General features: G+C 70.5%; 20 protein-coding genes and 1 riboswitch. Of the genes, 15 read left to right on the top strand and 5 right to left on the bottom strand.

What is annotated here, in order from left to right:
* Positions 1-71: 71 nt before the first annotated feature.
* Positions 72-533 (top strand): acyl-CoA thioesterase, encoded by a 462-nt coding sequence (locus FNV62_RS12295; RefSeq protein ID WP_144315221.1) that lies wholly within the window; start codon positions 72-74, stop codon positions 531-533.
* Here FNV62_RS12295 and FNV62_RS12290 read toward each other — a convergent pair.
* A complete protein-coding gene (locus tag FNV62_RS12290; protein WP_373559462.1) occupies positions 493-1,695 on the bottom strand; it encodes an MFS transporter in 1,203 nt (400 codons plus the stop codon). The genes FNV62_RS12295 and FNV62_RS12290 overlap by 41 nt on opposite strands.
* A 129-nt stretch (positions 1,696-1,824) precedes the next feature.
* On the opposite strand from FNV62_RS12290, the gene FNV62_RS12285 reads away from it, so the two are divergent.
* From FNV62_RS12285 to FNV62_RS12240, 10 genes are all read left to right on the top strand, one after another.
* Complete coding sequence (locus FNV62_RS12285; protein ID WP_143607594.1) at positions 1,825-3,051, top strand: ROK family transcriptional regulator; 1,227 nt, start codon at positions 1,825-1,827, stop codon at positions 3,049-3,051.
* A 384-nt stretch (positions 3,052-3,435) separates the two neighbouring features.
* Positions 3,436-3,566, top strand: a riboswitch (FMN riboswitch).
* A gap of 153 nt (positions 3,567-3,719) precedes the next feature.
* On the top strand, positions 3,720-4,355 hold the full coding sequence (locus FNV62_RS12280; RefSeq protein ID WP_054236274.1) for a riboflavin synthase: 636 nt from the start codon (positions 3,720-3,722) through the stop codon (positions 4,353-4,355).
* Positions 4,352-4,996: a nicotinamide riboside transporter PnuC gene (gene pnuC, locus FNV62_RS12275; RefSeq protein WP_060902401.1), complete on the top strand. Its 645-nt coding sequence runs from the start codon at positions 4,352-4,354 to the stop codon at positions 4,994-4,996. Before FNV62_RS12280 ends, pnuC begins: the two co-directional genes overlap by 4 nt.
* Entirely contained in the window at positions 4,993-6,291 is a 1,299-nt protein-coding gene (locus FNV62_RS12270) for a bifunctional 3,4-dihydroxy-2-butanone-4-phosphate synthase/GTP cyclohydrolase II (protein WP_054236272.1), read from the top strand. The genes pnuC and FNV62_RS12270 overlap by 4 nt, the downstream gene beginning before the upstream one ends.
* Before the next feature lie 22 nt (positions 6,292-6,313).
* Positions 6,314-6,799, top strand: coding sequence for a 6,7-dimethyl-8-ribityllumazine synthase (gene ribH, locus FNV62_RS12265; protein ID WP_067366149.1), 486 nt, complete (start codon positions 6,314-6,316; stop codon positions 6,797-6,799).
* Positions 6,800-6,833: 34 nt separating this feature from the next.
* Positions 6,834-7,106 (top strand): phosphoribosyl-ATP diphosphatase, encoded by a 273-nt coding sequence (locus FNV62_RS12260; protein ID WP_054236279.1) that lies wholly within the window; start codon positions 6,834-6,836, stop codon positions 7,104-7,106.
* Positions 7,107-7,163: 57 nt separating this feature from the next.
* Positions 7,164-8,021, top strand: a complete 858-nt coding sequence (hisG, locus tag FNV62_RS12255; RefSeq protein ID WP_097283879.1) for an ATP phosphoribosyltransferase — start codon at positions 7,164-7,166, stop codon at positions 8,019-8,021.
* 17 nt (positions 8,022-8,038) lie between these two features.
* Entirely contained in the window at positions 8,039-8,494 is a 456-nt protein-coding gene (locus FNV62_RS12250) for a PH domain-containing protein (RefSeq protein WP_054236269.1), read from the top strand.
* Positions 8,495-8,697: 203 nt separating this feature from the next.
* Positions 8,698-10,032, top strand: coding sequence for a hemolysin family protein (locus FNV62_RS12245; protein WP_143607593.1), 1,335 nt, complete (start codon positions 8,698-8,700; stop codon positions 10,030-10,032).
* Positions 10,029-11,126: a hemolysin family protein gene (locus FNV62_RS12240; protein WP_060902402.1), complete on the top strand. Its 1,098-nt coding sequence runs from the start codon at positions 10,029-10,031 to the stop codon at positions 11,124-11,126. Before FNV62_RS12245 ends, FNV62_RS12240 begins: the two co-directional genes overlap by 4 nt.
* 103 nt (positions 11,127-11,229) lie before the next feature.
* Here FNV62_RS12240 and FNV62_RS12235 read toward each other — a convergent pair whose 3' ends face one another.
* Both FNV62_RS12235 and FNV62_RS12230 read right to left on the bottom strand, forming a co-directional pair.
* Positions 11,230-13,095: an AAA family ATPase gene (locus FNV62_RS12235; RefSeq protein ID WP_097283877.1), complete on the bottom strand. Its 1,866-nt coding sequence runs from the start codon at positions 13,093-13,095 to the stop codon at positions 11,230-11,232.
* 436 nt (positions 13,096-13,531) lie between these two features.
* Positions 13,532-14,275 (bottom strand): uridine kinase, encoded by a 744-nt coding sequence (locus tag FNV62_RS12230; RefSeq protein WP_225900246.1) that lies wholly within the window; start codon positions 14,273-14,275, stop codon positions 13,532-13,534.
* Positions 14,276-14,394: 119 nt separating this feature from the next.
* Here FNV62_RS12230 and FNV62_RS12225 point away from each other — a divergent pair, with 119 nt between their 5' ends.
* Positions 14,395-15,753: a peptidase C39 family protein gene (locus FNV62_RS12225; RefSeq protein ID WP_144315220.1), complete on the top strand. Its 1,359-nt coding sequence runs from the start codon at positions 14,395-14,397 to the stop codon at positions 15,751-15,753.
* 92 nt (positions 15,754-15,845) lie between these two features.
* On the opposite strand, the gene FNV62_RS12220 is transcribed toward FNV62_RS12225, so the two are convergent.
* A complete protein-coding gene (locus FNV62_RS12220; RefSeq protein ID WP_143607591.1) occupies positions 15,846-17,345 on the bottom strand; it encodes a M1 family metallopeptidase in 1,500 nt (499 codons plus the stop codon).
* Between the two features lie 246 nt (positions 17,346-17,591).
* Here FNV62_RS12220 and FNV62_RS12215 point away from each other — a divergent pair, with 246 nt between their 5' ends.
* Both FNV62_RS12215 and FNV62_RS12210 read left to right on the top strand, forming a co-directional pair.
* The gene (locus FNV62_RS12215) at positions 17,592-17,738 is read left to right on the top strand and encodes an SCO1431 family membrane protein (RefSeq protein WP_107096575.1); all 147 of its coding nucleotides are present in this window, start codon (positions 17,592-17,594) and stop codon (positions 17,736-17,738) included.
* A 170-nt stretch (positions 17,739-17,908) separates the two neighbouring features.
* Positions 17,909-18,568, top strand: a complete 660-nt coding sequence (locus tag FNV62_RS12210) for a TetR/AcrR family transcriptional regulator (protein ID WP_143601047.1) — start codon at positions 17,909-17,911, stop codon at positions 18,566-18,568.
* Between the two features lie 51 nt (positions 18,569-18,619).
* On the opposite strand, the gene FNV62_RS12205 is transcribed toward FNV62_RS12210, so the two are convergent.
* Positions 18,620-19,861, bottom strand: coding sequence for a glycoside hydrolase family 18 protein (locus FNV62_RS12205; protein ID WP_144315219.1), 1,242 nt, complete (start codon positions 19,859-19,861; stop codon positions 18,620-18,622).
* Between the two features lie 351 nt (positions 19,862-20,212).
* Between FNV62_RS12205 and FNV62_RS12200 the strand changes: the two genes are divergently transcribed.
* The gene (locus FNV62_RS12200; protein WP_143607589.1) at positions 20,213-21,406 is read left to right on the top strand and encodes an acyl-CoA dehydrogenase family protein; all 1,194 of its coding nucleotides are present in this window, start codon (positions 20,213-20,215) and stop codon (positions 21,404-21,406) included.
* The last annotated feature ends 279 nt before the right edge of the window (positions 21,407-21,685 follow it).

Genomic DNA, 21,685 nt, shown 5'->3' with positions numbered 1-21,685 from the left:
GGGCTCCTGAGCGGCCGCTTAGGATGGGGGTGTCCCCACCGTCCCCACCGGCACCCTCAGGAGCCCCGCCCGTGACCGCCGAAGCGCCCGCAGCCTCCGCCCTCTCCTACGGGCGGCTCCTCCCCGTCACCGTCCACTTCGACGACCTGGACGCACTCGGCCTGCTCCACAACGCCCGCTACCCGGTCATGGTCGAACGCGCCTGGACCGCCCTGTGGAACGACCAGGGCTTCCTCGCCTTCGAGGGCGACTGGGAGGCGGCGGGCGACTTCTGCAACGCCGTCAAGGAGCTGCGGATCAGCTACGAGGCCCCGATCAACCGCCCCGGCGAATACGCCGTCCACCTCTGGCTGGAGCGCCTGGGGAACACCGGACTGACGTACGGCTTCCGCTTCTGCTCGGCCGACGGCGCGCTCACGTACGCGCACGGCACGCGGGTCCTCGTCAGGCTCGACGCCGCGACGCTGCGTCCCACGCCCTGGAGCGACCGCTTCAGGGCCGTGGGTCGGGAACTGCTGCGGGCGCGGGACTGACCTTGGGCCGGTCGCGCTCACCCGCGCGCAGCACCCCCGCGAACGCGGCAAGGCCGCATGCCAGCACCGTGACCAGCCCGAACGACACCACCAGGCTCGTCGCCTGCGCCAGCGTGCCGATCGCACTCGGCGCGACCAGGCCGGAGGTGTACGTGATGGTGGCGACGCCCGCGATGGCCTGACTGGGGTTGGGGCCGCTGTGTCCGGCCGCCGCGAAGCAGAGCGGGACGACGACGGCGATGCCGAGACCCATCAGGGCGAAGCCGCTCATCGCCACGGCGGGGTGGTCCGCGACGACGACGAGCAGCCCGCCGAGCACGGCGAGACCGCCGCCGGCCCGCACCGTGCGCACCGCGCCGAACCGATTCACCACCGCGTCGCCCGCGAGCCGGGCCAGCGCCATGGTCAGCATGAACCCGGTCGTCGACGCCGCCGCGAGACCGGCCGAGCTGCCCAGTTCGTCCTTGAGATAGACCGCCGACCAGTCCAGGCTGGCGCCCTCGGCGAACACCGCGCAGAAGCCGATCGCACCGATGAGCAGGGCGGACTTCGGTGGCAGCGCGAAGCGCGGCGGTGGGGCCTCGTCCTCGGCCGGTCGCAGGTCGAGGACCCACTGGCAGGCGGTGAGACCCAGGACCGTCAGGACCCCGGCCGCCAGTGCGTGGTGCAGGCGCGCATCCGAGCCGAGGTGCGCGGCGAGGGTGCCGCCCGCCGAGCCGACCAGGGCACCCGCGCTCCACATGCCGTGCAGCCCCGACATGATCGACTTTCCGAGACGGCTCTCGATCTCGACGCCGAGCGCGTTCATGGCCACGTCCGCCATGCCCGCCGACGCGCCGTAGACGAAGAGGGCCGGGCACAGCGTGTAGATGTTCGGCGCGAGGGACGGGAGGATCAGCGACAGCGTCCACAGGGACAGCAGCCCGCGCAGCGCGGTACGGGCGCCGAAGCGGTGGCTGATCCGGCCCGCCAGCGGCATCGCGACGGAGGCCCCGATCGCCGGGAACGCGAGGGCCAGTCCGAGCTGGCCGGTGCTGACGGACGCGTGGTCCTGGATCCAGGGGACCCGGGTGGCGAACGAGCCCGTCACCGCTCCGTGCACCGCGAAGACGGCGGCCACGGCGTATCGCGCCCGCTTCACCTCACGCAGGTCGTAGACCATGTAACCCATCTTTCCCGCCCCTCCAGGCTTCGCTCCCCGCGCTGCCGCCGTAAACTATCAGGAACCCTGCCTGATAGATAGATGATTTACTGGCCACCGACGGAGCGACTGATCTGGGAGGATCCCGGCATGCCCGCATCACCGAGCACCGCCCGGGCCATCAACGACCGCGTCGCGCTGCGCCTGCTCCAGCAGGAAGGCCCCCTGACGGCAGGGCAGTTGAAGCAGCTCACGGGACTGTCCCGGCCCACCGTCGCCGACCTCGTCGAACGCCTCACGGCCGCCGGACTGATCGAGGTGGTGGGGGAGTCGGGGGAACAGCGCCGCGGCCCCAACGCCCGCCTGTACGGGATCGTCGCCGACCGGGCCCATCTCGCCGCCCTCGACGTCCGCACCGAGGGCGTCTCGGTCGTCGTCTCCGATCTCCTCGGCAGGGAACTGGCCCGGGCGTCGGTGCCGATCGCGGACGACACGGGCACCGGGCCCGCCGTCGAGCAGGCGGTCACGCTGGTCGAGCGCGCGGCCAAGGAGGCCGGGGCGGAGCGCCTGCACACGGTCGGCGTCGGAGCCCCTGGTCTCATCGACCCCGCGACCGGCGAACTCCGCGACTCCTCCGGCCTGCCCGAGTGGCACCGCCGCCTGGTCGCCGCCCTCCAGGAACGGCTGCCCGCCCGCGTCATCGTCGAGAACGAGACGAACCTCGCCGCCCTCGCGGAGCAGCGTGACGGCGCCGCCCGCGACCGCGACACGTTCGTCCTGCTCTGGCTCGGCCACGGCACCGGTGCGGCCGTCGTCCTCGACGGCAGACTCCGTCGTGGGGCGTCCGGCGGCACGGGCGAGATCGGCTTCCTGCCGGTGCCGGGCACGTCGACGCTGCCCTCGGCGACGGACTGTGAGGGCGGGTTCCACTCCCTGGCGGGGTCCGCCGCGATCGCGGAACTCGCGGCCGGCCACGGGTTGGTGGCGACGGCGGTGTCGCCCGGCGAACCGGAGGCGGCGGCGCTGGTGAGGCAAGCGGTGGCGACCCTTTCCTCTCCCTCCGCCTCCCCCTCCCCTTCCCCTTCGGCTTCCTCCGGAGCCGACCGCTTCCTCTCCGCCCTCGCCGACCGCCTCGCCATCGGCGCGGCGTCCGTCGTGGCCGTTCTCGACCCCGGGTGCGTGGTGCTCGGCGGTGAGGTGGGGCAGGTGGGCGGGGAGGTACTGGCCGCGCGGGTCGGCGAGCGGCTCGCCCGGATGTCCCCGCTGCCGGTCGAGGTACGCGCGAGCGCGCTGGGTGGCGGCGCGGTACTCCGCGGAGCCCTCCTGACCGCCCGAGAATCAGCCCAGGACGACCTCTTCGCGCCGCGCTCCCGGTAGGTAACCCGGTCTGAAGACGCGCGCCCCGCCCGAGGGGCGCGGGGAACCGCGCGATCGGCCCCACGCGCCCGCAGCCCAAGACTCCCCGGATGGGGAGACCCGGCGGCGGGGCAAGGGCCTCCGTCACCGCCGCCGGGTCGCTCAAGGGGCGAGTGCGACGCCTCGGCTTCGACAAACCATTGATCATGGACCTTAAGAGGACTAGACCAAGGTGGTCAATGGGTACGGACCAATGGGCGATCGCGTCAAGCGTGAGGAGTCTCGCGGGAGTTGACCTCCCGCGATGCGCCGGAGAAGTCCATCCGGACGACCTGTGAGGCACCCCACAGACGTTCGCCCGCATGGACGTGGATCAGACGTGGCACACTGATGCTGTACCAGAAGCAGCGCACTCCGGGGTCGGTGAAAGTCCGAACCGGCGGTTATAGTCCGCGACCCGGTCGCTTCCAGCGGCCGGTTGACCAGGTGGAATTCCTGGACCGACGGTTAAAGTCCGGATGGGAGGCAGTGCGCGGCGGGCGGGCATTCGTGCGCGCTGCCGTTTGTTTCGGCGCGTCCTTCGGGACGTGTCGCCCCATGCGGCTCGCTCCCGGTGTCGCAGTCCGCTCATTCTGTCGTCATCGACAGGCCCCGGAGTCCGTGCCCCATGAGGCAGGAGGACCCGGGAAGTGTTCACCGGAATCGTCGAAGAGCTGGGTGAGGTCACCGCCGTCGAAATTCTCGACGACGCCTCCCGTTTCCGTCTGCGTGGCCCCGTCGTCACGCAGGGCGCACAGCACGGCGACTCCATCGCCGTGAACGGCGTCTGTCTCACGGTCGTCGAACACGAAGGCGACGAATTCACCGCCGACGTCATGGCCGAAACCCTGGACCGCTCCAGCCTCGGCGCCCTGACCGTCGGATCCCGCGTCAACCTGGAACGCCCGATGGCCGTGGGCGAGCGCCTCGGCGGCCACATCGTCCAGGGCCACGTCGACGGCACGGGCACGGTCATCGAGCGCAAGCCGTCCGAGAACTGGGAGATCGTGAAGATCTCCCTCCCCGCGGACCTCTCCCGCTACGTGGTCGAGAAGGGCTCCATCACCGTCGACGGCATCAGCCTGACGGTGGTCGACGCGGGCCCGGACTTCTTCACCGTCAGCCTCATCCCCACCACCCTCGACCTGACCACGCTCGGCCACAAGCAGGCAGGCGACCCGGTCAACCTCGAGGTGGACGTCATCGCCAAGTACGTCGAGCGACTGCTCGGCGCCCGTGGCGAGCAGCCGGTCGCGCTGCCCGACACCCAGGGGAGCGGTCGGTGAACTGGCTGAACTCCGAGGCGTTCACGCTCCTCGGACAGCACATCAAGTGGTCGGACATGATCGGCAACATCATCGGTCTGATCGGCCTCGCACTCGGCTGGCTGCGCTCCATATGGAGCTGGCCCGTACAACTCCTGTCCGGCGTCGTCCTCTTCGCGGCCTTCGCCAGCGGCCATCTCTCCGGCAGTGCCGGAAAGCAGGTCGTGGTCATCGTCGTTGCCCTGTGGGGCTGGTGGCAGTGGAACCGCGGCAAGGCGGAGGGCCGGGGCGGCCACATCTCCGTTCGGTTCGCCACCTGGCGCGAGCGCGCCTACATGGTGGGCGCCGCCGCCGTCGGCACGCTCGCGGTCAGCGGTCTGTTCCACGCGTACCCGACCCTGTCCTGGGACCCCTGGCCGGACGCGTACATCTTCGTCGGCACGATCGTCGCCATGTACGCGCAGGCCCGCGGCATGGTCGAGTTCTGGTTCGCCTGGCTGCTGGTCGACGTGGTGGGCGTCCCGCTCAACTTCGCCAACGGCTACGCCTTCTCCGGTTTCGTCTACGTCGTCTACGGCGCGCTCGTCCTGTCGGGCATGCGCGACTGGTGGCTGCGCTCCCGCAAGGCCGGGCAGCCCGTCCTGGAAGGAGCCCCCGCATGACCACGGCACCCGTTTGGTACAGCACGGGGCACGATGAAGATGCTTCGGACTTCGCGCTCGACCCGGTCGAGAAGGCCATCGCCGACATCGCGGCGGGCCGACCGATCGTGGTCGTCGACGACGAGGACCGGGAGAACGAGGGCGACCTCGTCATCGCCGCCGAGAAGGCGACCCCCGAGATCATCGCCTTCATGATGAGCGAGTGCCGCGGGCTGATCTGCGCGCCCATGGAGGGCGACGAACTCGACCGCCTCCAGCTCCCCCAAATGGTCGAGAACAACACCGAGTCGATGAAGACCGCGTTCACCGTCTCGGTGGACGCCTCCGCCGCCCACGGCGTGTCCACCGGCATCTCCGCGGCCGACCGCGCCACCACACTGCGGCTGCTGGCCGGCGGCGAGGCCGAGGCGGGCGACTTCGTGCGCCCCGGTCACATCTTCCCGCTGCGCGCCAAGCCCGGCGGTGTTCTCGTCCGCAACGGCCACACCGAGGCCGCCGTCGACCTCGCCCGGCTCGCGGGCCTGCGCCCGGCCGGCGCGATCGTCGAGATCGCCGGGGAGGACGGACGCATGCTCCGTCTGCCCGAGCTGATCCCGTTCGCCCGCAAGCACGGTCTGACGATCATCTCCATCGAGGACCTGATCGCCTACCGCCGTACCGCGGAGCCCACCGTCCGCCGCGAGGCCAAGACGCAACTGCCCACCGCCTTCGGCGAGTTCACGGCGTACGGCTACCGCTCCACCGTCGACGGCGTCGAGCACGTCGCCCTGGTGCACGGCGAGATCGGCGACGGCGAGGACGTCCTCGTCCGAGTCCACTCCGAGTGCCTGACCGGCGACATCTTCCACTCGCTGCGCTGCGACTGCGGTCCCCAGCTCCAGACCTCCATGGAGCGCATCCAGGCCGAGGGCCGGGGCGTCGTGGTCTACCTGCGTGGGCACGAGGGGCGCGGCATCGGCCTGTTGTCCAAGCTGCGCGCCTACGAGCTCCAGGAGCGCGGCCGCGACACCCTCGACGCCAACCTGGAACTCGGCCTGCCCGCCGACGCCCGGGACTACGGCGCGAGCGCGCAGATCCTTCAGGACCTCGGCGTCCACAGCCTGCGCCTGCTGACCAACAACCCCGACAAGACCGACGCGCTGGTCCGGCACGGCCTCAAGGTCACGCGCCGGGAGCCGATGCCCGTACAGGCGGGCGAGCACAACCTCCGCTACCTGCGCACCAAGCGGGACCGGATGGGTCACGACCTGCCCTGGCTCGACACGGCCACCGTGTCCGCCTGCGGCAACCAGTAACAAGAAAGCACTGAGGAGAGACGTGAGCGGCAAGGGTGCACCTGAACTGTCCGTACGCAACTGCGGCGACCTGCGGGTCGCGGTCATCGCGGCACAGTGGCACGAAAAGGTGATGGACGGCCTCGTCAACGGCGCGCTGCGCGCCCTGCACGAGCTCGGGATCGACGAGCCGACCCTGCTCAGGGTCCCCGGCAGCTTCGAGCTGCCGGTCGTCGCCAAGGTCCTCGCGGGCCGCGGCTACGACGCGATCGTCGCGCTCGGCGTCGTCATCCGCGGCGGTACCCCGCATTTCGAATACGTGTGCCAGGGTGTCACCCAGGGCCTCACCCAGGTCTCCATCGACACCGGCGTTCCCATCGGCTTCGGCGTGCTGACCTGCGACACCGAGGAGCAGGCTCTCGACCGTGCGGGCATCGAGGGCTCCAACGAGGACAAGGGACACGAGGCGGTGACGGCCGCCGTGGCGACCGCGGCCACGCTGCGCTCAGTATCCGAACCCTGGCACTGAGGCAGGGGCGGTAGCGCGTAGGGTGGGCAGCATCATGTCCAAGAAGACGTTCGAGGAGCTCTTCACCGAGCTCCAGCACAAGGCCGCCACGGGCGATCCCACCACTTCGCGCACCGCCGAACTGGTCGGCAAGGGCGTCCATGCCATCGGCAAGAAGGTCGTCGAAGAGGCCGCCGAGGTCTGGATGGCCGCCGAGTACGAGGGCAAGGACGCCGCCGCCGAGGAGATCTCGCAGCTCCTCTACCACGTTCAGGTGATGATGGTGGCGCGCGGGATCTCCCTCGACGACGTGTACGCCCACCTCTGAGCCGTAAATCCCGCAATCCCGTACGTATCGTACGCACGAACGAAGGAAGCCGACCTCATGCTGCGCATCGCCGTCCCCAACAAGGGTTCCCTGTCAGGCCCTGCGGCGGAGATGCTGCATGAGGCCGGCTACCAGCAGCGCCGGGAGTCCAAGGAACTGCGCATCGTCGACCCGGGCAACGAGGTCGAGTTCTTCTACCTCCGCCCCCGCGACATCGCGATCTACGTCTCCTCCGGCCGCCTCGACATCGGCATCACCGGCCGCGACCTGCTCATCGACTCGGGCGCCAACGCGGAGGAGATCCTCCCGCTCGGCTTCGCCCGTTCGACGTTCCGCTTCGCCACCAAGCCCGGCACCGCCAAGGGCATCGAGGACCTCGGCGGCATGACGGTCGCCACCTCCTACGAGGGCATCGTGGCCAAGCACCTCGCCGACAGCGGCATCGACGCCTCCGTCGTCCACCTCGACGGCGCCGTCGAGACCGCGATCGAACTCGGTGTCGCCGAGGTCATCGCGGACGTCGTCGAGACCGGCACCTCGCTGCGCAACGCGGGCCTCGAGGTCTTCGGCGACCCGATCATGAACTCCGAGGCCGTCGTCATCCGCAGGGTCGGGGCCGACGCCTCCGAGGACGCCGAGCCCAAGGTGCAGCAGTTCCTGCGCCGCCTCCAGGGCGTCCTGGTCGCACGTACGTACGTGATGATGGACTACGACTGCCGCGCCGAGCACCTGGAGAAGGCCGTCGCGCTCACGCCCGGCCTGGAGTCGCCGACCATCTCCCCGCTGCACAACGAGGGCTGGGTCGCCGTCCGTGCCATGGTGCCCGCCAAGGAGGCCCAGCAGATCATGGACGACCTGTACGCGCTCGGCGCGCGGGCCATCCTGACCACGGCCATCCACGCCTGCCGCCTCTGAGGACCCCGACCGAAGCCATGCCCGACCTTCCCACGCTCCCCGTCACGTTCCGGCCGTCCCTCACCCGGGCCGTGCTGCTCACCGCGGGCGTCGCGATCTTCGTTGTCATAGCGACGGTCGCGATGCTCCTCGAACAGCTCAGCCCGGGGGAGAAGCTCAGCTTCATCTTCATCGGCGCGCTGCTCTTCGGCGTCCTGCTGATGCTCTCGCGGCCCAAGGTCGTCGCCGACGAGACCGGCGTCACCGTGGTGAACATCACCAGCAGGCGACACCTGGAGTGGGCGGAGATCCTCCAGGTCAACCTGCGCCCCGGCGACCCCTGGGTGTTCCTCAACCTCAGCGACGGCACCAGCCTGCCCGTGCTCGGCATCCAGCCGGGCATCGCCAAACAGCGCGCGATCCAGGACGCCCGCGCCCTGCGCGCGCTCGCCGAGGCCCGCTCCATCGGCGACCCGGAGCAACATCACGGCTGACTCTCGGCCTTCCACCCTGCCGTCCGGGCCCATGTCTTGATTAATCTGTTGGCGGAGGCGTTTTCGTTGCGCCTCCGCCGCTGATTTTCCACCTGGTGACTCAGAGGCCCCCTGCTACCCGAGGAGTGACTCCCTCCAGCGATGGACGGATCGTCCTGTAGTACCTGCGCCGCCCCCTCCCGACATATCGAGGCGGCGGCATCATGACCATCCCCCTGCTGCTCCTTGGGGCGGCGTTCCTGCTGATCCTCGCCAACGGCTTCTTCGTGGCGGCCGAGTTCGGCCTCGTCACGGTCGAGCGGCCCGACGCCGAGAAGGCGGCGGCCGAAGGCGACCGACGGGCCGGTACGGTCGTCGAATCGCTCAAGGAACTGTCGTTCCAGCTCTCCGGCACCCAGCTCGGCATCACCATCACCTCGCTCGTCGTCGGCATGCTCGCCGAACCCGCGCTCGCCGAACTGCTGCACGGACCCTTCACCGCGATCGGACTGCCCAAGGGCGCCGTGTCCGGTGTCGCCGTCGTGGTCGGCATGCTGCTCGCCGCGGCCGTGCAGATGGTGATCGGCGAACTCGTGCCCAAGAACTGGGCGGTCTCCAAGCCGCTTCAGGTCGCCCGCTTCGTCGCGGGCCCGCAGCACGTCTTCTCCCGCCTCTTCCGGCCGGTGATCGCCGCGCTCAACACGGTCGCCAACCGGCTCGTACGGGCCCTGGGTGTCGAACCCGCCGAGGAGCTGGCCTCCGCCCGCACCCCCGGCGAGCTCGTCTCCCTGGCCCGGCACTCGGCCCAGGCCGGCGCCCTGGAGCAGGACACCGCGGATCTCTTCGTACGGACCATCTCGCTCGCCGACCTGACCGCGCAGCACGTCATGACCCCGCGGGTACGGGTCAGCGCGCTCCAGTCCTCCGCCACGGCCGAGGACGTCGTCAACCTCACCCGCGCCACCGGCCTCTCCCGTTTCCCCGTCTACCGCGAGCGGATCGACGAGATCGTCGGCATGGCGCACCTCAAGGACGCCCTGGCGATCCCCTCCCAGGACCGGCTGCGCACCCCCGTCGGCCGGATCGCCCAGGCCCCGCTGCTGGTCCCGGAGACCCTGCCCGTGCAGCCCCTGCTGGAGCAGCTGCGCAACCAGCAGCCGATCGCCGTCGTCGTCGACGAGTACGGCGGTACGGCGGGCGTGGTCACCCTGGAGGACATCGTCGAGGAACTCGTCGGCGAGGTCCGCGACGAGCACGACGCCAAGGACCTGCCGGAGCTCGCCTCCGTGCCGCCCGAGGACGGGCGGCCCGCCTGGGACGCCGACGGCAGCTGTCGGGTCGACGTCCTGCAGCGCATAGGCCTCGACGTGCCCGAGGGCCCCTACGAGACCGTCGCGGGCCTCGTCGCCGATCTGCTCGGCCGGATCCCGGCCCCCGGCGACAAGGCCGAACTGCCCGGCTGGCGTCTCTCGGTACGCCAGGTCGGGCACTACCGGGCCGAACGGGTCCGGCTGGTCAGGACCGCCGACGCGGTTGCCGCGCCGGAGGCCGTCCGATGAGCGTGCTCCAACTCCTGTTCGCCGTGTTGCTGGTGCTCGCCAACGGGTTCTTCGTCGGCGCCGAGTTCGCGCTCGTCTCCGTACGGCGCAGTCAGATCGAACCGCTCGGGTCCGCGCGGGCCCGTCAGGTCCTGTACGGCCTGGAGCGGCTGCCGCAGATGATGGCGGCGGCCCAGTTCGGCATCACCATCTGCTCGTTGACGCTCGGCGCGGTGGCCGAACCGACGGTGGCGCATCTGCTCGAGCCCGTCTTCGAGGCGGTGCACCTCCCCGAAGGGGTGATCCACCCCCTCGGATACGTCATCGCGCTCGCCCTCGTCGTCTTCTTCCACCTCGTCATCGGCGAGATGGTCCCGAAGAACCTGGCGATGGCCGCGCCCGAGAAGACGGCGCTGTGGCTGAGCCCCGGCCTGGTGGCCTTCGCGCGCCTGTGCCGTCCCGTCACCGTCGCCCTGGGCGCCTGCGCCCGCCTCATCCTGAAACTCTTCCGGGTCGAACCCAAGGACGAGGTCGAGGCGGTCTTCACGAGCGAGCAGCTCAACCGGCTCGTCGAGGACTCAGGTCAGGCGGGCCTGCTGGACCCCAAGGAGCAGGAACGCCTCGAAGACGCCCTGGAACTGGGCTCCCGCCCGGTCACCGACGTCCTCCTGGACCACGGCTCCCTGGTCACCGTCGGCCCCTCCGTCACGCCCGGCCAGGTCGTCGCGCTCACCGCCCGCACCGGGTACTCCCGGTTCCCGGTGGTCGCGGAGAACGGCGCCTTCATGGGCTATCTGCATGTGAAGGACGTACTCGACCTGGAGGAGTCCGAACGGGCGGTTCCCCAGCACCTGTGGCGACACATGACCACCCTGAGCTCCGAACTCCCGCTGGACGACGCCCTGACCGTGATGCGCCGCGCCGCGACGCACCTCGCGCAGGTCGCGGACGCGTCGGGGAAGGTTTTGGGTCTTGTCGCGCTGGAGGACGTCCTGGAGCTCCTGGTGGGCGAGGTACGCGACCCGGCCCATCGGGACGTCGGCGCTGCCGCTGTGGCCACGCCGCTGAAGGATCCGCGTCTCAGCGAGACCCCCGAGCAGGCCCTGGCAACCTGACGCCACCGTGTGGGGAGCTGCTCGCGCAGCTCCCCACACCCCCGGACCGGCCGCGCCCCTGAGAGCCTCGGTGCATGCCGCGTTCGAGGACGAGGACCGTCGGTCACATCGCCGAAGGGTCCTGGGGGCCCCGGCCCGACAGCACCTCCCCGTACGCCTGCATGAGGTCCGGCAGCCGGAGTGTCGACAAATCGTCGCGGGAAGGTGTGTTCGGGTACCCGGAGAGACGCAGGTCCCGGTACGCGCAGCTCTTCTCGTACAGGGTGCGCAGGAACCGGCCGTTGCCGAGTTCGTCGATCCAGCCCTGGTCGACCACGTGCCCGGCGATGGAGCGGAGCTCGTCGAGCGCCTCCTCGTCCCAGATGTCACCGTTCTCGGCGGCGAGCACCTCACCGATGGAGGTGAGTTCCAGGGGGCGGTAGGAGGGGAAGTCGACCCGGGTGGTGAAGCGGGAGGAGAGGCCGGGATTGGCGGCCAGGAGGCGGTCCATGCCCTCCGGGTAGCCGGCGAGGATGACCACGAGGTGGTCGCGGTTGTCCTCGGCCCGCTTCAGGAGCACCTGCAGCGCCTCGTCCCCGTACGCGTCCCCCTTGCCGTAGCCCGAGTTCGACAGCGCGTACGCCTCGTCCACGAAGAGGACCCCGCCGATCGCCGAGTCGATCAGCTCGTTGGCCTTGACGGCGGTCTGGCCCAGGTACTCGCCCACGAGGTCCGCCCGCTGCGCCTCCACGAGGTGGTCACCGCCGAGCAGACCGAGCGCGTAGAAGACCCGTCCGAGAATGCGAGCCACCGTGGTCTTGCCGGTGCCCGAGGGGCCGGAGAAGACGAAATGGCGCTTCGGCGGCTGGACGGGCAGGCCCTGCCCGGCCCGCAGCCGCGCCATGTTCAGCTGCGCCGACAACGCCTTGACCTGGCGCTTCACCGGCTCCAGCCCGACCATGCGCTCCAGTTCGGCGAGCGCTTCGTCAAGTAAGGCGGGGTCGGTCGGCCCGGCCGGCAACGGCTGCACCGGTACCACGGCCTTCTCGCGCACCGCGTCGGTCTCCGGCGGCAACGCGCCCGGCGGGAGCGGATCGGGCTCCGAGAGCTTCAGGTCGCGGCCCTCGACGCCGAAGAGGGGATCGATTCCGTCGGGGCCGTCCATGACGTCCTGCCCGACCCCGGCGAGGGTGATCGCCGCGAGGTCGGCCGCGGCGTCGTCGTACCCGTCGCCCTCGGAGATCGCGGCCAATCGGGCCGAGGTGTCCATGAAGGCCGGGTCGACGCGGTGCACCGCCCGGTACAGAGGCAGCGCGGCGGCCGACCGCCCGGTGCCCTCGTGGGCCCGCGCGAGCCAGTACCGCAGCTCCTTGCGCTGGGGCTGCTCGCTGCGGCAGCGCATCAGCGCGGAGGACAGGAGCGGCTCCGCCTGGCCGAACATCTCCAGGCGGACCCGGGCCATGCCGCCGAAGAGGCCGGCCTCTATGCCCAGCATGGGGTCGTCGATCAGCGGATCCGTGTGCCGGACCAGCTGCTCCCAGTCCTTGACCAGATAGGCCCGGCAGGCGTGCAGAAACCGCACCTGATGATCGGCGTCGACCGGCGGTAGCCCCGCGAGCGCCCGGTCCAGCTCGGGCACATGGCGGCCGTCCAGCCAGTGCGAGGCGTGCGCGAGCAGTAGATCGCGCGGGCTCTCCAGCACCGGCTGCACCCACCAGCCCAGCCAGTACCAGGAGTTGAGCGTGCGCCGGTGGCGCGAGCGCTGCTCGCCGAAGCGGTCCCGGTGTCGGAACATCCGCAGCAGCGCGGTCGTCGTGTCCACCCGCAGCGCGTGCAGTCCGAGCCAGCCGTCCGCCATGCCCGGGTCCATCCGGACCGCGGTACGGAACTCCTCCTCCGCCTGCGGATAGGCGCCCATGGTGTAGGCGTCCACACCTCGCATCCAGGCGAGGTCGGCCGGGGCCTCCGGGCCCTGCATGCCGAAGTCCATCACGTCCCCCACAAACCGTGCCCCCGATGCTTCTCCGAACGGGCCGGTGCCCGTCGGCAGCTTTGGTCGAACCCCTGTGCCGCGGACGGGAGTTGCACCGGTGCGCAGAGCAGCCGTCCGAAGGTCGCACCGAGAGGCATCGTACCTGCGGTTCATGGGCGTGCCGAAGGGTGCCGCACGCCCCCGTTCCACGAGGTGGGAGCAGATGGGGCGCACTTGACTCGGTGACCGAGGGTGAGCGAATCGCGGCGCGGAGCGCCCGAAAAGAGAGGGTGTGGGCAGAACGAAGCCCCCGATCACGGGGGAACAACCGGGGGCTTCGCGACTGCGGGCGGCTTCGAAAGACCGCACATTCAGAACGTAAGTCCTGTACGGCCCCCGGGTCAAGCCGAGTTGAGGCACTGAGGGAACTTCCCTCGCAAGGCTCTTCACAAGTTCAGCACATTGCGGATGATCCGTCACCGTGAGTGAGGGGCTGGTCCGGTCCAGCGGTCTCAGTGGGTCCCGAAAACACCTCGTATCCCTCAGAACACTGCCGCACCAGAAGATCGGCGAAGGGTTTTGAGGGATCCTCGACGAAGTGCTGACGCTCGGCGGCGACCCACTCGGCCCAGAACGCGCTCTGCGCCTCGCCGTCCCGTCGCCGCCCTCGGGTCCAGGCCTCGTCGCGCGCCAGTTCCATCCACAGCAGCCGCGCGAGATACGGGCGCAGCGCCCGGCGGCCGGCGCCGACCCCCTCCAGCAGGATCACGGGCGCGGGCGGCAGTTCGCGGACCGGACCGAAGGCGCGGGCGCTCCAGTCGTACGGGACGTAGCGCGCCGTCTCGCCCCGGCTCAGCGGCTCGACCACCTGGCCCAGCAGCCGTCGGGTCCAGCCGAACAGCTCCTCGTGCGTCGCGATGTCGTCGAGGTGCAGCACGGGCGCGTCGCCGAGTGCCGCGGCCAGCCGTCCGGCGAAGGTGGTCTTCCCGGAGCCGGCGTGCCCGTCGACGCCGATCAGGCGGACGGGTCCGCAGGAGGGCGGCAGGGCGCGCAGGCGCGCGGCGAGGTCGCGAATGACGGTTCCCGAGGTGCGGTGAGGCGCGGGCGCGTCCGCCCGGCGGGCACACGCACCCCTGTACGGGGACCACTCTAGTGGCGGACCGCGCGCCCCCGCCGGAACCGAGGCGTCGCAGGTCATGCCAGTGGTTTCGACCAATATTGGTGGGCGCGGCACAGGCCGAAGTGCTGGCAGGAGCCGCCTTCCACCGTCCATAGTGGGGAGCCGCCGCTTCCGGACGAACGGGGGGTCTCCCACCCATGACCAGAGCTTCAGAGCCGTCCCGCAGAGCCCTGCTGGCCGTGGCGGTCGCCGCGGCGGCGATCGGTACCGCGGGCACCGCGGCCGCGGCCACGTCGGCCGGCGCGGCGCACGGGTACGCGGGTCCGGGCCTTGTGGACAACCGGGCCTGGACCTCGTACGCCGACTGGCGGACCGGCACCGCGAAGGGCACGCGGGCCCTCGACGCCGCCCGTCCGGGCCTGGTGATCGCGACCCCGGCCGGCACCGCGGACTACACCGACCCGCACACCGGAAAGACCGCGACCTGGGAGTACGCGACCTGGACCTCCCCGGTCCACCGGCTCGCCGTCCCCGCCACCGAGGTCATCGCCTCCTGGAACGCGCACACCCCGGCGGGCACCTGGCTCCAGGTCGAGCTCACGGGCACGTACTCCGACGGCAAGGCCACCCCCTGGTATGTGATGGGCCGCTGGGCGGCCGGCGACCAGGACATCAAGCGGACCTCCGTGGACAACCAGAAGGACGGCAAGAGCAGTATCTCGACGGACACCTTCGCGATCGACGACGCGGCCTCGGGCCCGCGCCTCGTCTCGTACCGGCTCCGTCTGACCCTGTACCGCACCCCGGGCTCAGGGCTCACGCCCACCGTGTGGCGGCTCGGCGCGATGGGCTCCGACATCCCCGACCGCTTCACCGTCCCGGCCTCCACCCCCGGGCTCGCGAAGGAGTTGACGGTCCCGCGCTACTCCCAGGAGATCCACGCGGGCCAGTACCCCGAGTACGACAACGGCGGCGAGGCCTGGTGCAGCCCCACCTCCTCGCAGATGATCATCGAGTACTGGGGGCGCAGGCCCACGGCCGAGCAACTCGCCTGGGTCGACCCGGCCTTCGCCGACCCGCAGGTCTGCCACGCGGCCCGCTTCACCTACGACTACCAGTACGGCGGCTGCGGCAACTGGCCCTTCAACGCGGCGTACGCGGCGACGTACAAGGACCTCCAGGGGGTGGTCACCCGCCTCCGCTCGCTCACCGACCTGGAGACGCTGATCGCCGCCGGCATCCCGGCCATAACGTCCCAGTCGTTCCTGAAGTCCGAGCTGACGGGGGCGGGGTACGGGACCTCGGGCCACCTCATGACCGTCATCGGATTCACCGCGGGCGGCGATGTGATCGCCAACGACCCCGCCTCGCCGGGCGACGACACGGTGCGCCGGGTCTACAAGCGGCGCGAGTGGGAAAATATCTGGCTCCGTACCAAGAGGTACAACGCCTCCGGGAACGTCGTCTCCGGTACGGGCGGGGTCTGCTACCTGTACTTCCCGGCGAATCCGTCGGCGGGGCAGCGCGAGGCGCTCAAGGCGGTCGGAGTCCGTTGAGCGAGGGGGCGACCCCCGTGGTGCCGCCCCTCACTCGGTCTTGGGCTCTCAGCCTTGGGCCCCTCAACCCTGAGGTCCTCAGCCTCGGGCCCTCAGCCCTGGACCGGGTTGACCACCCAGTCCGGGTGATGGGGCATCGGCGGGGTCTTGGCGCCGTAGAGCCACGGGTGCAGGAAACCGTCGAGGTCCTGGCCCGCGACCTTGGACGCCAGGTCGACGTAGTCCTGGGTACTGGCGATCTTTCCGCGGTACTCGGTGACCCAGGCCCGCTCGATCCTCCCGAACGTCTCCTGGCCGACCTTCTCGCGCAACGCGTACAGGACGAGCGTCGAGCCGTCGTACCGCATCCGCTTGAAGAGGTTCGGTTCGGTCGGTTCGGCGGGGGCGCCGTAGTCGTGGCGCCACTGGTCGTGGCTCGCGTACGCCGTCTTCATCGTGGCCTCGAAGCTGTCGCCGCCGTGCGCCTGCGAGTACAGCCGCTCGTAGAAGCGGGCGTGGCCCTCGCTCAGCCACAGGTCGGACCAGCTCTTGATGCCGACGCTGTCGCCGGTCCACTGGTGGGTGAGCTCGTGCACCAGGTTGCGCTCGGCGCCGACCCGGTCGCCGAGCAGGTCGGCCTTCGGGATCAGGGAGAGCGTCTGTGTCTCCAGGGCCACGCCCAGGTCGGTGTCGCCGACGAGGAGGCCGTAGCGGTTGAAGGGGTAGGGTCCGAGCCGCTCCTCCAGCCACGCGATGTGGTCGGCCGTGAGCTTGCGGTACTGCTCGGTCGAGGCGACCAGGTCGTCCGGGACCACATCGCGGATCGGCAGCCCGTGCGGACCGGTGCTGTCGACGAAGGTGAACCTGCCGATCGCCAGCTGGGCGAGCTGGGTGGCGACGGGCTGTTCGGAGTCGTACGTCCACTTCACGCGCCCGTCCGCCTGCTCGGCGCGGCCGGTGAGTGCGCCGCCCGCGACGGCCGTGAGGCCCGGCGGAGTGGTGATGCGGAAGGTGATCGGGGCGCGCTGACTCGGGTGGTCGTTGGACGGGAAGATCATCTTGGCACCGTTGGGCTGCGGGTACAGCACCGTGCCGTCGGGCGTGGGGATCCAGCCGTAGTCCTCGATGGCGTCGTCGCGGTGCCGTGTCTGGGTCGGGTCGGCGGTGTAGGTGACCTTGACCGTGAAGGGCTTGCCCTTGGCGAGCGGCTTCGCCGGGGTGATCACCAGCTCGTCGCCGTCGCGCACGGCCGTGGCGGTCGTCCCGTCCACGGTCACCGTGTGCAGGGTGTTGCCCGCGAAGTCCAGGTCGAAGCGGGACAGGGCCTGGGTGGCGGTCGCCTTGACCGTCGTGGCGGCCTCGAAGGGCGTCCTGGGTGCCTGCCAGTCGAAGTCGAGGAGGTAGCGGTTCACCTGGTAGCCGCCGTTGCCGTCGAGCGGGAAGATCGGGTCGCCGAGGCCCGGCGCGCCCGGGGAGGGCGCGGCGGACGGGGACGTGGGGGCGGACGGGGAGCCGGCGGCTTGCGAGACCGGCCCCGTCAAGGCGGCTGCCACCGTGATCGCCGCCGCCAGAGCGAGGCGGGCTCTGCGGCGAGGCGTCCGGAACGTGCTCATCGAGGACCTTTCGGTTGGCTGACCACTGTCCTGTGAGGAGACCCACACCCCCGACGCATCGTTGCCGAAAGGCGAGGTATTCGAAGGTGGTCGAAGTGTCCGGCGTGTCCTGTCGAGGTCTTCGAGGTGTCCGGGGTGACCCAGGTCTCTACCGCTGAAACCCGTTCCGGTGGCAAGGTGGTCGGGTCGGTGGGGAGCCGGCGTGAGGCGGGGGATGTCACCGCACCACTACGTCAGCGAGAGACCATGACCGCGAGCTCCGCCACCGCCACCCGACTCCGCGCCCGCACCGGCGGTCCCAAGGACGACGGCCCCAAGATCCTCGAACACGTCGCGGGCTGGACCTTCGTCGTGGTCCTCGCGATGCTCGTCACCCAGCTCGGCCTGCTGTGAACCGGACCGGCGGCCCCGCTGTGAACTGAACCGGCGGACGCCACGGCACGCTGAGCCCGCACGACAGTTTCCCCCAAGACCGCGCCCGGTCGATCAGAGTCGAACGAGTGGGTGGTACCGGTCTGCCATACTGCCAACGTCCCGCTGGCAGTCGGAGACTAGGGCTGGAATTGAATCATAGTCAACAGCGCGCCGTCGACCGCCCCCGGGCGCGCGGCACCGATCGCTCACTCGCGCGCCGCGCCGAACTCATCGCCATCGGGCGGAAGTTGTTCGCCGACACGTCCTACGACGCGCTGTCGATGGATGACATCGCACGCCAGGCACATGTCGCCAAAGGGCTGATCTACTACTACTTCAAGTCCAAGCGCGGCTATTACCTCGCGATCGTCGAGGACTCGGTCGCGGACCTGATCTCCCGGGCGGCGAGCGGCCTCGAACTGCCCCCGGTCGAGCGGGTGCACCGCACCATCGACGGCTATCTGCGCTACGCCGAGCACAACCAGGCCGCGTACCGCACGATCATCACCGGCGGAGTCGGCTTCGACACCGACGTGCAGAGCATTCGCGAGGGCGTGCGCGAGGTCATCGTCGAGACCATCGCCGAAGGGGCTTACGGCAGCCGCAAGATAGCGCCGCTGCCCCGTATGGCGCTGCTCGGCTGGCTCTACAGCGTCGAGGGCGCGACCCTCGACTGGATCGGCAACCCGGCCCTGCCGCGCGACACGGTCCGCGAGCTGCTGGTGAAGATGCTGGGCGGCGCGATGCGCGCGGTCGAGGAACTCGACCCCACCTACCGGGCCCCGCGGCCCGCCCGCCGGGAGACCTGAGCGAGGGGCGGGGGCAACCGAACCCCCGCCCCGACTCAGGTACGACACCGGCTAGTTGATCGCCTTGATCAGCTCCCCGTTCGAGGTGTCACCGCTGAGTTCCCAGAAGAAGGTGCCGCCCAGGCCCTGCTGGTTCTTGTAGGCCATCTTCCCCGCGATGGTCGACGGGGTGTCGTAACTCCACCAGTTCGTACCGCACTTGGCGTACGCCGTGCCGCCGACCGTGCCCGTCGCCGGGCACTTCGTCTTCAGTACCTTGTAGTCGTCGATGCCCTGCTCGTACGTTCCCGCCGCCGGTCCGGTGGCCGTGCCGCCGGGGGTCGCCTGAGTGACGCCGGTCCAGCCGCGCCCGTAGAACCCGATGCCCAGCAGCAGCTTCGAGGCCGGGATGCCCAGGCCCTTGAGCTTCGCGATCGTGGCGGAGGTGTGGTATTCCGCCTTGGGGATACCGCTGTACGAGTTCAGTGGGGAGTGCGGAGCCGTGGGGCCGGCCGCGTCCCAGGCACCGAAGAAGTCGTACGTCATCGGGTTGTACCAGTCGACGTACTGCGCCGCGCCCGCGTAGTCCGCCGCGTCGATCTTGCCGCCCGCGGTGGCGTCCGCCGTGATCGCCGCGGTGACCAGGTTGCCGGAGCCGAACTTCGCGCGCAGCGCCGCCATCACGTTCTTGAAGGCCGCCCTGCCGCTGGTGTCGCAGGTGTTGCCGCAGGCGTTCGGGTACTCCCAGTCGATGTCGATGCCGTCGAAGACGTCCGCCCACTTGGAGTTCTCGACCAGGTCGTAGCAGGACTGCGCGAACGCGGCCGGGTTCCTGGCGGCCTCACCGAAACCGCTCGACCAGGTCCAACCGCCGAAGGACCAGAGGACCTTGAGGTTCGGGTGCTTCTTCTTCAGCTTGCGCAACTGGTTGAAGTTGCCGCGCAGGGGCTGGTCCCAGGTGTCGGCGACCCCGTCCACCGACTGGTCGGCGGTGTACGCCTTGTCGGTCGCCGCGTAGGCGTCGCCCATGGCGCACTTGCCGCCGGTGACATTGCCGAAGGCGTAGTTGATGTGGGTGAGCTTGGCGGCCGAGCCGGACGTCTCGACGTTCTTGACGTGGTAGTTCCGGTCGTAGACGCCCCATTCGGTGAAGTAGCCGACGACCTTGGAACCGGCGGCCTGCTGGGCCGAGGGGGTCGCGGTGGTCGCGGTGGCCGTGCCCGCGCCGGCGAGCAGCGTGGTGCCGAGGGCGGCGCAACAGGCGGCGGACAGGAGCGCTCGGAAGCGGGAGCGGGGGCGGTGCGGTCGGAGCATCGGTTCTCCTCGTGGGGGAGGGGAGTGTGGGGGAGGCATGCTGGGACCTGCGTGTGTTGTTTGGCATGAACGCGGTGAGGCGTTGACGGAACAGTAGGAGGACTAGACCAGTGCGTCAATGGTTCGGACCAATTGGGCGGAGTGGTCGGATCGGTTCCCCTTACTTTTGGTCAGCGGTCGTCAACCGGTGACTCGATGCCCCGGAACGGGCATACTCACAGCGCCACAGCCGCTGATCAGGCCGTTCTCCACCCAGGAACGACAGCATCGGCTGGGCAGTGAGACCCGGCGACGCCGCCCCACCCCTGGCGCGCGTGCGCCGATGCGCCCGACAGGGAGGAGAGCGTCGCCATGCCCGACCGCGCCCCGAAGCCGGTGGACCGTCAACTGCCCACGGACGAGGCCCGGGATCTGATCTCGCTCGTCCGTGACATCGCGCAGCGCGAGATAGCCCCGAAGGCGGCCGAGGAGGAGGACGCCGGACGCTTCCCGCGCGAGATCTTCGGCCTGCTCTCCGATTCCGGACTGCTCGGACTGCCGTACGACTCCGAGTACGGCGGCGGCGACCAGCCGTACGAGGTCTACCTCCAGGTCCTCGAAGAGCTCGCCCTGGCCCGTCTCACCGTCGGCCTCGGCGTCAGCGTGCACACCCTCTCCTGCCATGCCCTGGCGAACTACGGCACCAAGGAACAGCGGGCCGAGTACCTGCCCGCGATGCTCGGCGGCGGCCTCCTGGGCGCCTACTGCCTCTCGGAGCCGTCCTCCGGCTCGGACGCCGCGTCCCTGCGGACGAAGGCCGTCCGGGAGGGCGGGGGAGAAGCCGGGAGCGGGGGAGAGTGGTCGATCACGGGCACCAAGGCCTGGATCACCCACGGCGGCGTCGCCGACTTCTACACCGTGCTCGCCCGCAGCGGCGGCGCGGGCCCGCGCGGCATCACCGCGTTCCTGGTGCCCGGCCACGCCGAGGGGCTGAGCGCGGCCCCGCCCGAGAGGAAGATGGGCATGAAGGGCTCGCCCACCGCGCAGATCCACTTCGACGGTGTACGGGTGTCCGACGGCCGGCGCATCGGCGACGAGGGGCAGGGCTTCGCGATCGCCCTCGCCGCGCTCGACTCCGGCCGGCTCGGCATCGCGGCCTGCGCCATCGGCGTCGCCCAGGCGGCTCTGGACGAGGCCGTCGCGTACGCGACCGGGCGCGAGCAGTTCGGCCGGCCGATCTCCGACTTCCAGGGCCTGCGCTTCATGCTCGCGGACATGGCGACGCAGATCGAGGCGGGCCGGGCGCTCTACCTGGCCGCGGCACGGCTGCGCGACGCGGGGCGGCCCTTCGCCAAACAGGCCGCCATGGCGAAGCTGCTGTGCACGGACACGGCGATGAAGGTCACCACGGACGCCGTCCAGGTGCTCGGCGGGTACGGCTACACCGCGGACTTCCCGGTCGAGCGCTATCTGCGCGAGGCCAAGGTCCTCCAGATCGTCGAGGGCACCAATCAGATCCAGCGGATGGTCATCGCCCGTCACCTCGCGGGGCCGGAGTCACACTGAACTGCCCGTAGCCGTACAGGACCGGCGGCGCCACCAGCCGGACCCACTCCGGGTCGTGGCGCCCCGGCAGCGTACGGCCGCGCTCGGCCCAGGCGCGGATCAGCGCGCGGTAGATGGGGGGATCCTGGGGCGGCGGCGCGGCGGCCGCCGGCCGAACCGATTCTGCCGGAGCCGGGACGAAGATCCGGCGAGGCCGCTCGGTCGCCGCATAGGTGGGGGTCATACCGGGGCAACGCGCGGGCGAGTGCGCAGGTCACCCGCCCGCGTAATCGAGCGTGG

Origin of the sequence: Streptomyces sp. RLB3-17 (assembly GCF_007113425.2) — a bacterium.
GTDB classification, from domain to species: Bacteria; Actinomycetota; Actinomycetes; order Streptomycetales; family Streptomycetaceae; genus Streptomyces; species Streptomyces mirabilis_D.
This window is presented reverse-complemented; position numbering and strand designations above follow the sequence as displayed.